The organism is Mesorhizobium sp. Mes31 (assembly GCF_024519675.1).
Taxonomy (GTDB): Bacteria; Pseudomonadota; Alphaproteobacteria; order Rhizobiales; family Rhizobiaceae; genus Mesorhizobium.
This window is the reverse complement of sequence record NZ_JALJRL010000019.1, coordinates 30,694-41,990: the sequence shown is the minus strand read 5'-3', so window position 1 is coordinate 41,990 and position 11,297 is coordinate 30,694. Positions and strand designations below refer to the sequence as shown.

9 protein-coding genes and 1 tRNA gene are annotated in these 11,297 nt (G+C 61.3%); all 10 read right to left on the bottom strand.

Annotation, left to right across the window (positions count from 1 at the left end; genetic code table 11):
• Positions 1–33 precede the first annotated feature (33 nt).
• Complete coding sequence (gene rpoB / locus NR193_RS26210; protein ID WP_256753632.1) at positions 34–4,170, bottom strand: DNA-directed RNA polymerase subunit beta; 4,137 nt, start codon at positions 4,168–4,170, stop codon at positions 34–36.
• 250 nt (positions 4,171–4,420) lie between these two features.
• Positions 4,421–4,798, bottom strand: a complete 378-nt coding sequence (rplL, locus tag NR193_RS26205) for a 50S ribosomal protein L7/L12 (RefSeq protein WP_256753631.1) — start codon at positions 4,796–4,798, stop codon at positions 4,421–4,423.
• A 54-nt stretch (positions 4,799–4,852) separates the two neighbouring features.
• A complete protein-coding gene (rplJ, locus tag NR193_RS26200) occupies positions 4,853–5,371 on the bottom strand; it encodes a 50S ribosomal protein L10 (RefSeq protein WP_095089664.1) in 519 nt (172 codons plus the stop codon).
• A 412-nt stretch (positions 5,372–5,783) separates the two neighbouring features.
• The gene (gene rplA / locus NR193_RS26195; protein ID WP_091586448.1) at positions 5,784–6,482 is read right to left on the bottom strand and encodes a 50S ribosomal protein L1; all 699 of its coding nucleotides are present in this window, start codon (positions 6,480–6,482) and stop codon (positions 5,784–5,786) included.
• A gap of 4 nt (positions 6,483–6,486) precedes the next feature.
• The gene (rplK, locus tag NR193_RS26190) at positions 6,487–6,915 is read right to left on the bottom strand and encodes a 50S ribosomal protein L11 (RefSeq protein WP_006333334.1); all 429 of its coding nucleotides are present in this window, start codon (positions 6,913–6,915) and stop codon (positions 6,487–6,489) included.
• A gap of 177 nt (positions 6,916–7,092) precedes the next feature.
• A complete protein-coding gene (gene nusG / locus NR193_RS26185) occupies positions 7,093–7,620 on the bottom strand; it encodes a transcription termination/antitermination protein NusG (protein WP_256753630.1) in 528 nt (175 codons plus the stop codon).
• Between the two features lie 27 nt (positions 7,621–7,647).
• Positions 7,648–7,851 carry a preprotein translocase subunit SecE gene (gene secE, locus NR193_RS26180; RefSeq protein ID WP_013531408.1) on the bottom strand — a complete coding sequence of 68 codons (204 nt, stop codon included), beginning with the start codon at positions 7,849–7,851 and terminating at the stop codon, positions 7,648–7,650.
• Positions 7,852–8,216: 365 nt separating this feature from the next.
• Positions 8,217–8,292 (bottom strand) — tRNA-Trp (locus tag NR193_RS26175).
• 534 nt (positions 8,293–8,826) lie between these two features.
• Complete coding sequence (locus NR193_RS26170; RefSeq protein WP_256753629.1) at positions 8,827–9,879, bottom strand: hypothetical protein; 1,053 nt, start codon at positions 9,877–9,879, stop codon at positions 8,827–8,829.
• A 240-nt stretch (positions 9,880–10,119) separates the two neighbouring features.
• Positions 10,120–11,295 carry an elongation factor Tu gene (gene tuf, locus NR193_RS26165; RefSeq protein ID WP_256753628.1) on the bottom strand — a complete coding sequence of 392 codons (1,176 nt, stop codon included), beginning with the start codon at positions 11,293–11,295 and terminating at the stop codon, positions 10,120–10,122.
• Positions 11,296–11,297 lie beyond the last annotated feature (2 nt).

Below are 11,297 nucleotides of genomic sequence, written 5' to 3'. Positions count from 1 at the left end.
GCGCGCCGCAAGTTTGCGCGGCGCGCCGTAGCCTTACTCGGCCGCGTCGGGCAGCCGGACAGGGTTGTCGTCGAGCTTGGTGTTCTCCAGCTCGACATTGAGGCCGAGAGACCGCATTTCCTTGACGAGCACGTTGAAGCTCTCCGGGATGCCGGCCTCGAAAGTGTCGTCGCCACGGACGATCGCCTCGTAGACCTTGGTGCGGCCGGCGACGTCGTCCGACTTCACCGTCAGCATTTCCTGCAGCGTGTAGGCGGCGCCGTACGCTTCCAATGCCCAGACCTCCATCTCGCCGAAGCGCTGGCCGCCGAACTGCGCCTTGCCGCCCAGCGGCTGCTGGGTGACGAGCGAGTACGGACCGATCGAACGCGCGTGGATCTTGTCATCCACGAGATGGTGAAGCTTGAGCATGTAGATGTAGCCCATCGTCACCTTGCGATCGAACGGCTCGCCGGTGCGTCCGTCATAGAGCTGCGACTGACCGCTGGTGTGCAGACCCGCCTGCTCCAACATGATATTGATGTCAGCCTCGTGCGCGCCGTCGAACACCGGCGTCGCGATCGAGACGCCGCGGCGCATCTGCTCGCTGAGGCGAACGATGCTCTCGTCGTCATACTCACGAATCGGCTCGTTGCGGTCGTTGGCCGGCATGAAGCTTTCGAGCGTCTTGCGCAGCGGCTTGATGTCGCCGGCTACCTTGTACGCGTCGATCAGCTCGCCGATCTTCTTGCCCATGCCCGCGCATGCCCAGCCCAGATGCGTTTCCAGGATCTGGCCGACGTTCATGCGGCTCGGCACACCCAGCGGGTTGAGCACGATATCGGCATGCGTGCCGTCCTCGAGGAAAGGCATGTCCTCGACCGGAACGATCCGCGACACGACACCCTTGTTGCCGTGACGGCCGGCCATCTTGTCGCCGGGCTGCATCTTGCGCTTCACGGCCACGAAGACCTTGACCATCTTCATGACGCCGGGAGGCATCTCGTCGCCGCGCTGCACCTTCTCGACCTTGTCCATGAAGCGCTGTTCGAGCGCCTTCTTGGAGTCGTCGTACTGGCCACGCAGGGCTTCCAGTTCGCTCTGGAGCTTTTCGTTCTCCACGGCAAACTGCCACCACTGCGAACGCGGATACTCGTCGAGCGTATCCTTGGACAGCGTCGAGCCCTTCTTGAAGCCCTTCGGTCCAGCGATCGCTTCCTTGCCGACGAGCACGTCGGAAAGGCGCGCGTAGACGTTACGGTCCAGAATCGCCTGTTCGTCGTCGCGGTCCTTGGCGAGGCGTTCGATCTCCTCGCGCTCGATCGCCATGGCGCGCTCGTCCTTCTCCACACCGTGGCGATTGAACACGCGCACCTCGACGACGGTGCCGAAGGTGCCCGGAGGCATGCGCATCGAGGTGTCGCGCACGTCCGAAGCCTTCTCGCCGAAGATGGCGCGCAGAAGCTTCTCTTCCGGCGTCATCGGGCTTTCGCCCTTCGGCGTGATCTTGCCGACCAGGATGTCCCCCGGCTGAACTTCAGCACCGATGTAAACGATGCCGGCTTCGTCGAGGTTCTTCAGCGCTTCTTCCGAGACGTTGGGAATATCGCGCGTGATTTCTTCCGGTCCGAGCTTGGTATCGCGCGCCATGACCTCGAACTCCTCGATGTGGATCGAGGTGAAGACGTCGTCGGCGACGATGCGCTCGGACAGGAGGATCGAGTCCTCGTAGTTGTAGCCGTTCCACGGCATGAACGCGACCAGCACGTTACGGCCGAGCGCCAGATCACCGAGTTCGGTCGACGGACCGTCGGCAATGATGTCGCCCTTGTTGACCCGGTCGCCCATGCGCACCAGCGGACGCTGGTTGATGCAGGTGTTCTGGTTCGAACGCTGGAACTTCATCAGCCGGTAGATGTCGACGCCGGACTTGCCCGGATCGAGATCCTCGGTGGCGCGAATGACGATACGCGTCGCGTCCACCTGGTCGACGATGCCGCCGCGGCGGGCACCGATGGCGGCGCCCGAGTCACGAGCAACGATCGGCTCCATGCCGGTGCCGACAAACGGCGCTTCGGCGCGCACCAGCGGTACGGCCTGACGCTGCATGTTCGAGCCCATCAGAGCGCGGTTGGCGTCGTCGTTCTCGAGGAACGGGATCAGGGCCGCGGCCACAGACACCATCTGCTTGGGCGACACATCCATCAGATCGACGTTTTCGCGCGGCGCCATCATCACTTCGCCGGCGCTGCGGCAAATGACGAATTCGTCGACGAAACCGCCATTCTTGTCGAGCTCGGCGTTGGCCTGCGCGACATGGTGCTTGGCCTCTTCCATCGCCGACAGATAGACGACGTCATTGGTCAGCTTGCCATCGACGATCTTGCGGTACGGGCTCTCGATGAAGCCGTACTTGTTGACGCGTGCGAAGGTCGCCAGCGAGTTGATCAGACCGATATTCGGGCCTTCCGGCGTCTCGATCGGGCAGATGCGGCCGTAGTGCGTCGGGTGCACGTCGCGCACCTCGAAGCCGGCGCGCTCGCGGGTCAAACCACCCGGTCCAAGCGCCGACAGGCGGCGCTTGTGGGTGATTTCCGACAGCGGGTTGGTCTGGTCCATGAACTGCGACAGCTGCGAAGAACCGAAGAACTCGCGCACGGCGGCAGCCGCCGGCTTGGCGTTGATCAGGTCCTGCGGCATCACCGTGTCGATCTCGATCGAGGACATACGCTCCTTGATCGCGCGCTCCATGCGCAGCAGGCCGACGCGATACTGGTTTTCCATCAGCTCGCCGACCGAACGCACACGACGGTTGCCGAGATTGTCGATGTCGTCGATCTCGCCCTTGCCGTCGCGCAGTTCGACCAGCGTCTTGACCACGGCCAGAATGTCGTCCTTGCGCAGCACGCGCACGGTGTCCTCGGCCTTGAGTTCAAGGCGCATGTTCATCTTGACGCGGCCGACGGCCGACAGATCGTAGCGCTCGCTGTCGAAGAACAGCGAGTTGAACATGGCTTCGGCGGTCTCGAGCGTCGGCGGCTCGCCAGGGCGCATGACACGATAGATGTCGAACAGCGCGTCCTGACGGCTCTCGTTCTTGTCGACGTTGAGCGTGTTGCGGATATAGGCGCCGACATTGACGTGGTCGATGTCGAGAACCTTGATCTCGTCTTCGCCGGTGCCGAGCAGCACTTTCAGCGTCTTTTCGTCGATCTCGTCGCCGGCTTCGAGGAAGATCTCGCCCGTGCCGTAGTTGACGATGTCCTCGGCCAGGTAATTGCCGAGCAGGTCCTCATCGGTCGCCTTGATCGCCTTCAGACCCTTCTCGCCAAGCTGACGTGCCTGGCGGGCGGTGATCTTCTTGCCGGCTTCGACAACGATCTCGCCCGTATCGGCATCGACCAGGTCGCCGACGGCCTTGAGGCCGCGGAAACGCTCGACGTTGAACGGAATGCGCCAGTGGTCACCGGCCCGCTTGTAGGTGATCTTGTTGTAGAAGGTCGACAGGATCTCTTCGCCGTCCATGCCGAGCGCCATCAGCAGCGACGTCACCGGAATCTTGCGGCGGCGGTCGATGCGGGCGTGCACGACGTCCTTGGAATCGAACTCGATATCGAGCCACGAGCCGCGATAGGGGATGACGCGCGCGGCAAACAGCAGCTTGCCCGACGAATGCGACTTGCCCTTGTCGTGGTCGAAGAAGACGCCCGGCGAACGGTGCATCTGCGAGACGATGACGCGCTCGGTGCCATTGACGATAAAGGTGCCGTTCAAGGTCATGAGCGGCATGTCGCCCATGTAGACGTCCTGCTCCTTGATGTCCTTGATCGACTTGGCGCCGGTATCCTCGTCGATATCGAACACGATGAGGCGCAGCGTCACCTTCAGCGGCGCGGCATAGGTGAGGTCGCGCTGACGGCATTCGTCAACGTCGAATTTCGGTCCTTCGAACTCGTACTTCACGAACTCCAGCATCGAGGAGCCGGAAAAGTCCTGAATCGGGAAAACCGACTTGAAAACGGCCTGCAGTCCCTCGTCCGGACGCCCACCCTTGGGCTCCGCCACCATCAGGAACTGGTCATAGGATGCCTTCTGAACCTCGATCAGGTTGGGCATCTCCGCAACTTCCGGGATCTTTCCGAAGAACTTGCGTACGCGTCTGCGGCCATTGAAAGTCTGGGTCTGGGCCATCGTCGCTCCTTAGCTCTAAACTCGGGACGAGCCTCGCCGCGGCCCGCCTTGCATTCTGAGCCACCTCGGCGGCGGCCCTCTGTCTGTTCTCCGGCCGCCTGTCGGCGCCGGCTAAAACGGGAGAAAACCCGTTTCCTGAAGGCCGGTTGGCGGCCCTCAGGAAAGAGGTTCTCGTATGTCTCGCGCTACGCGTGCTCCCTTGGCGCCAAGGGAGTGGCGGACGGCGCGAGGCCGTCCGCCGCTTTTACGCTTACTTCAGGTCGACCTTGGCGCCAGCTGCTTCCAGCTGAGCCTTGAACTTGTCGGCGTCGGCCTTGGAAACGCCTTCCTTGACCGGCTTCGGAGCCGCTTCGACCAGATCCTTGGCTTCCTTGAGGCCAAGGCCGGTGATGGCGCGGACTTCCTTGATGACGTTGATCTTCTGAGCGCCAGCGTCGGTGAGGACGACGTCGAATTCCGTCTTTTCCTCGGCCGGAGCAGCAGCGGCAGCACCACCACCAGCGGCGGCAACAGCCACCGGAGCAGCGGCGGAAACGCCCCACTTTTCTTCCAGAAGCTTCGACAGCTCGGCCGCCTCGAGGACGGTCAGCTTCGAAAGGTCGTCTACGATCTTTGCGAGATCAGCCATTGTTGTATTCCTTCATAAGGTTCGAACGTGTGTTTGTGATAGCGAGGAACGGCCTCATGCCGCCTCGTCCTTCCGGGCGTAAGCGCCGATGACGCGCGCGACCGAGGCCGCTGGCGCATTGACGATCTGGGCGATCCGGGTTGCCGGCGTGGCGATCATGCCAACCAGCCTGGCGCGCAGCTCATCGAGCGACGGAAGTGTGGCGAGTGCCTTCACACCGTCGGCGTTGAGCGAGGTGGTGCCCATTGCGCCGCCGAGAATGACGAGCTTGTCATTTCCCTTGGCGAAATCGGACGCGACCTTCGGCGCCGCAATCGGATCCTCCGAATAAGCGATCAGCGTCTGTCCCTTGAACAGGTCGATGATCGATGCGGAGTCCGTGCCCTGAAGAGCGATTTTGGCGAGACGGTTCTTCGCGACTTTGACGGTGCCACCGGCGGCGCGCATTTTCGACCGAAGGTCGTTCATTTGCGCGACGGTGATACCGGCGTAGTGGGCCACGACCACTGAACCTGCGTTCGAGAACGCACCGTTCAGGCCCGTGACGAGTTCGCGTTTTTCCGCTCTGTCCACTGCCTATCTCCAGTTGACCCCCATCCTGTTAACGGGAACATTCCCATTCACGAGGACAGGCGTCGGGTTGCCTTTTGTCGGCCGGGCCATCCAGTAACGGATCTCCCGAACGACGCTCGAGGATCCTGCCCCCTTTCGCCACACCGGCCGGCAAGCCGGACGATGCGCAGACAAAAGGCAAACACGGTTCGAACCTTTCATTGGAGCAATCGCTCCGTTGTCAGGTCTTCACCCGTCTCATGCAGGCCCACATGAATTAAGGCCCCCCTTTTCAAACCAAGGCTCGGGCCGCCTGCAATCTCGGACAGGATGTCCGGAAGCCTTTCGACTTCCGGCACCGGGCCCAGGATAAATCCGAGGCCCGGAATTCTTTTGCGGATCAGCTATTCAGCAGCCGATCCGGATGGTCGTATCAGGACGCTGCGAGCGTCGCGACGTCGAGCTTGAGGCCCGGCCCCATCGTCGAGGTGACCGACACCTTCTTGACGTAGTTGCCCTTGGCACCAGCCGGCTTTGCCTTGTTCACCGCGTCGGTGAAGGCGCGGATGTTCTCTTCCAGGGCCTTGACCTCGAACGAGACCTTGCCGACGCCGGCATGGACGATACCGGCCTTTTCGACGCGGAACTCCACAGCGCCCCCCTTCGATGCCTTGACGGCGGCGGCGACGTCGGTGGTGACGGTGCCAACCTTCGGGTTCGGCATCATGCCGCGCGGGCCGAGCACCTTGCCGAGACGGCCGACCAGCGGCATCATGTCCGGCGTGGCGATGCAGCGATCGAAATCGATCGTGCCCTTCTGGACGATGTCGACCAGATCCTCGGCACCGACGATGTCGGCGCCGGCAGCCTTGGCTTCCTCGGCCTTGTCGCCACGTGCGAACACGGCGACACGAACCGAGCGGCCGGTGCCGTTCGGCAGATTGACGACGCCGCGGACCATCTGGTCGGCATGGCGAGGATCAACACCGAGGTTCATGGCGACTTCGATGGTCTCGTCGAACTTGACCGAAGAACGGTCCTTGAGCAGCTTCAGCGCTTCGCCCAGGGCATAAGCCTTGTTGGGATCAATGCCTTCGCGGGTCTTCGATACACGCTTTGCAATCTTTGCCATGATCTTAGCCCACCACTTCCAGACCCATCGAGCGGGCGGAGCCCTCGACCATGCGCATGGCCGCTTCGACGTCGTTTGCGTTCAGATCCTTCATCTTCTGCTCGGCGATGGCGCGCACCTTGTCGCGGCCGATCGTGCCGGCCTTGATCTTGCCCGGCTCCTTCGAACCAGACGTCAGGTTCGCCGCCTTCTTCAGGAAGTAGCTCACCGGCGGCGTCTTCATGACGAAGGTGAAGGACTTGTCCTGGTAGTAGGTGATGACGACCGGAATCGGCGATCCCTTTTCCATTTCCTGGGTCTGCGCGTTGAACGCCTTGCAGAATTCCATGATGTTGATGCCACGCTGACCAAGCGCCGGGCCGATCGGGGGAGACGGCGTGGCCGATCCCGCTTTCACCTGGAGCTTGAGCTGGCCTGCAATTTTCTTAGCCATCTCTTTTCCTGCCTTTGTCTATGCCGGCCCCCACTATCTGGGAAACCCCGGCGGTTGCAGTCTGGTGGTGCGGTTCCCGCGGCCGGCTAAGCCGCCTTCGCCTCCCACCGTTCTCAAGACCGCGCAATCGCTTGCGCCGTCTGCCCTGATCGCCTAACCGGCGCCAGGGGTTCCGGATCAGCCCTTTTCGACCTGTCCGAATTCCAGATCGACAGGCACGGCGCGCCCGAAGATCGAAACTTCCACCTTGAGCCGCGCACGCTCCTCGTCCACTTCCTGGACGAAACCGTTGAACGACGCGAAGGGACCATCCGAAACGCGGATCGCCTCGCCGATCTCGAACGTGACCGAGGGCTTCGGCCGCTCGACGCCCTCCTGCACCTGGTTCAGGATGCGCTGGGCCTCGACCTCGGTGATCGGCACCGGCTTGGAGTCGCCCAGGAAGCCTGTGACCTTCGGCGTGTTCTTCACCAACGAGAACACAGCGTCGGTCAGGTTGGCCTTGATGAGCACGTAGCCCGGGAAGAACTTGCGCTCGGCATCGACCTTGCGGCCGCGACGAACCTCGACGACCTTCTCGGTCGGCACCACGATCTGCTCGATATCGGCGGACAGGCCCTTCTGCTTGGCCTTGTTGACGATGTCCTCGGCGACCTTCTTTTCAAAGTTCGAATAGGCGTGGACGATGTACCAGCGCGCGGTCATTTCAAGACTTCTCCGTAATCGCCGGACTTAGCGTCCGATGCCCAGAATCTGTTCGACCGCTAGGCCCATGAGCTGATCGGCGGTGAAGAAAAAGATCATCGCAATCACAGCGAAGGCCAGAACCATCACCGTCGAGATCATCGTTTCGCGCCGCGACGGCCAAGTCACCTTGGCGGTCTCCGCGCGGACCTGCTGGAGAAAGACGAAAGGATTTGTGGTTTTCGAAGCCATATGCCGCTCTGTCTTCAAGACCCGTTGGCCGGGTCTCCTGGATGATCCCGCTGGCCGGGACGTGCCGCCTGAGCTCAAATTAGCGCCGACTCAGCGCAATCATTTCGCCCATGCAAATCAGACGCGTAAAGCCGGCTTCCCAGCTCCACGCGTCGCGTGTCTGTTTCGTCTACATAAAACCGATTCTTGATCCACGCAAGTGGCAAGTGTCCGCTTTATGACCAAACGCCGCCTCGGAACCATCCAGTCGTTCCGTCCCGGCTATGGGGCTCTTATGCCTCAGTCGGCCTAATATGGCAAGCGGGTCGCCAATTTTCAAAGGCACGCCGTCAGAAATATCGTTTTTGATGGCCATTTTCGAGAAATGGCACGGGCAGCAGGGCTCGAACCTACGACCTGCGGTTTTGGAGACCGCCGCTCTACCAACTGAGCTATGCCCGTATCGTGCGCGCATGTCGGCGCAGCAGGCGCTTCCTAAAAGCTTCCGCACGCTCTGTAAAGAGTGGTTTGCAAGCAAACGCCTACAAGTTCGCCGGTGCCTCGGCCTATGCGTTGGGCGAAACCTTCGCGGGACAATCCCCAGGTCTCGGCGTCGCGTCGCAGATCATGGCGCCGGTCAGCGAGTCGACCGAATGCGGTGCCGTTGCCAGCCCCGCCTTCAGAAATCCATTCCGGACAAGTGGGCTCGCAACCTGAGCGCTGCTGCGCACGACGACAAAGCGCGTGGTAGGGCCGTAAGCCGGCGGCGCTTTCCTTGCTTGGGCGACAAAAGCGGCCGGCACCGCCACAAGGACCGTGGCCAGCCGGACAAGCCCGCGCTCTCACAAAATGCTCGTTGAACGAAATGCAGAAATCATGCCTCGCAAGCCCTCGATACAACCCGTGCTAATTGCGGCGACGGGGGTTGCAACAGGTTTGCGGACGCTTGCTTGTTTAGGCTGACTCCGGAACAAAACGCAGCCTCGACCGCCATCTTCACGGCTTCATGTTCATTAAACTGTATGGGCGACCTACCGTTCCTCCGCTCCAAACTGGCCACGACTCCGCCCCACGGGGGGTGGGGCATGCCTCGCCGAGGGCCACCGCAATCAACTTCGATTTGCCATCTGTATCGGGGCACAGCATCAAACGGGATTCAAACCCGCCCGACGGGGATTCGGACCCGCTCGACGATGGTTTGGTCTCTGCGACATTAGCCACCGGCTTGGCCTTATCGGTAGGCGACATGATTACCCTGCAATTCTCCGGCATAGGATTGGCCCTGCAGATACTTGCCAGAGTCAGCAGTCCAGAATAGTCGCCGCTGGTGACCAGCTTCATCCGAAGCATGTTCTGCAGCTCCAACTGGTGGATGGCACTGGCCGGCGTATTCTTCATCGTCAGAAGCACGCCTTTTTCGACACCCATCTCACTGAGATAGCAGGCGAGCCTTCTCTCAAGCGACTTGCTCATCGTGTAGACCTTATAGCTGTCGCCCTGGATAATGTATTCGGTGGTGTACCGATACTTTTTGCCCCGCACGGTCCGATAAGTGGTCCGATATTGTCGCTTGGTTGGGAAGTAGGTCGTGGTGATCTGATGTACGCCGACATAGGCCTGCCCGCCGGCCAGACGTCTGATGCCACCGGCAAACATCAGTGGACAAGCGGAATTGCACATGGCACCGCTGTCGGATGCAATTCCGAAATAGGTGGCGCCCTCGCCCGGCTGGCATAAATCCATGCCCGGCGGACAACCGGTGAAGGTGGTCATACCGACGGCAATTTCGAACTTGTTCTTGCGGATCATGCGACCAAGCTGCAGCGCGGCGTCGACGCTACCACCTGGGGAATTGACGATGATGGGCAACTTTCGTCCATCGAGCGTCTTGAGGAAGCGTTTGAAAAGCACCGGCGTGCCCGCCTCGATCGAACCTTGAGCCGATATCCATTCCGGGCAGATCGGCTCGCATCCCGGCGCATTGCTGCGGACAATACCGAACTGCATCGGTGGACCCAAGTTGGTTAGCGTCTCTTCTGCAAATGCCATCCGTGTCGCAGCGAACAACGCAAGCAGGCAAATAAACTGTAGTGACCATAGTGATTGAGAATGAAACCGCCCCGGAACCATTTGAAAACACCCCTTACCACAACGGATAATAGTTGCGGCAACCGCACTTGCAATAGCCCAGAAACAACCGCACGAGACCTGTTCCGCACGGCGCAAGTAAACGAAAAAGGGCGGTCCGAAGACCGCCCTTTCCTGTCGATCCGGCAAAGCCGGCTTCGCTTATTCCTTGATCGTCACGACGATACCGGCACCGACGGTGCGGCCGCCTTCACGGATGGCGAAGCGCAGCTTCTCCTCCATGGCGATCGGCACGATCAGCTCGACATCGACCGTGATGTTGTCGCCCGGCATCACCATCTCGGTGCCTTCCGGCAGCGACACGATGCCGGTCACGTCCGTCGTGCGGAAATAGAACTGCGGACGGTAGTTGGTGAAGAACGGCGTATGGCGGCCACCCTCGTCCTTGGTCAGGATGTAGGCTTCGGCCACGAACTTCTTGTGCGGCTTCACCGTGCCGGGCTTGGCCAGAACCTGGCCGCGCTCGACACCTTCACGGTCAACGCCGCGCAGCAGCGCGCCGATGTTGTCGCCAGCCTGGCCCTGATCGAGCAGCTTGCGGAACATCTCGACGCCCGTGCAGGTCGTCTTGGTCGTCGGACGGATGCCGATGATCTCCAGCTCCTCGCCGACCTTGACCACGCCGCGCTCGACGCGGCCGGTCACCACCGTGCCACGGCCCGAGATCGAGAACACGTCCTCGATCGGCATCAGGAACGGCTTGTCGAGCGGACGAACCGGGGTCGGGATGTAGGCATCGACCGCAGCCATCAGCTCGCGGATCGCGTCCTCGCCGATCTTCTTGTCCGAATCCTCAAGAGCAGCCAGCGCCGAACCCTTGACGATCGGAATGTCGTCGCCGGGGAACTCGTTCTTGGTCAGAAGCTCACGAACCTCGAGCTCGACCAGTTCGAGCAGCTCGGCGTCGTCGACCTGGTCGACCTTGTTCAGGAACACCACGATCGACGGCACGCCGACCTGGCGGGCAAGCAGGATGTGCTCGCGGGTCTGCGGCATCGGGCCGTCGGCAGCCGAAACAACCAGGATCGCGCCGTCCATCTGCGCGGCACCGGTGATCATGTTCTTCACATAGTCGGCGTGGCCGGGGCAGTCGACGTGAGCGTAGTGGCGGTTGGCCGTCTCGTATTCAACGTGAGCCGTCGAGATCGTGATGCCGCGCGCCTTCTCTTCCGGCGCCGCATCGATCTGGTCATAGCGCTTGTATTCGCCAAAATACTTCGTGATCGCCGCCGTCAGCGACGTCTTGCCATGGTCAACGTGACCAATCGTGCCGATGTTCACATGAGGCTTAGTGCGCTCGAATTTACCTTTTGCCATAG

Excerpts from the sequence above, each read along its gene's own strand:
- tuf (WP_256753628.1), bottom strand. The coding sequence starts at position 11,295 with ATGGCAAAAGGTAAATTCGAGCGCACTAAGCCTCATGTGAACATCGGC.
- rpoB (WP_256753632.1), bottom strand. The coding sequence starts at position 4,170 with ATGGCCCAGACCCAGACTTTCAATGGCCGCAGACGCGTACGCAAGTTC.
- NR193_RS26170 (WP_256753629.1), bottom strand. The coding sequence starts at position 9,879 with ATGGCATTTGCAGAAGAGACGCTAACCAACTTGGGTCCACCGATGCAG.
- rplK (WP_006333334.1), bottom strand. The coding sequence starts at position 6,915 with ATGGCTAAGAAAATTGCAGGCCAGCTCAAGCTCCAGGTGAAAGCGGGA.
- secE (WP_013531408.1), bottom strand. The coding sequence starts at position 7,851 with ATGGCTTCGAAAACCACAAATCCTTTCGTCTTTCTCCAGCAGGTCCGC.
- nusG (WP_256753630.1), bottom strand. The coding sequence starts at position 7,620 with ATGACCGCGCGCTGGTACATCGTCCACGCCTATTCGAACTTTGAAAAG.
- rplL (WP_256753631.1), bottom strand. The coding sequence starts at position 4,798 with ATGGCTGATCTCGCAAAGATCGTAGACGACCTTTCGAAGCTGACCGTC.
- rplA (WP_091586448.1), bottom strand. The coding sequence starts at position 6,482 with ATGGCAAAGATTGCAAAGCGTGTATCGAAGACCCGCGAAGGCATTGAT.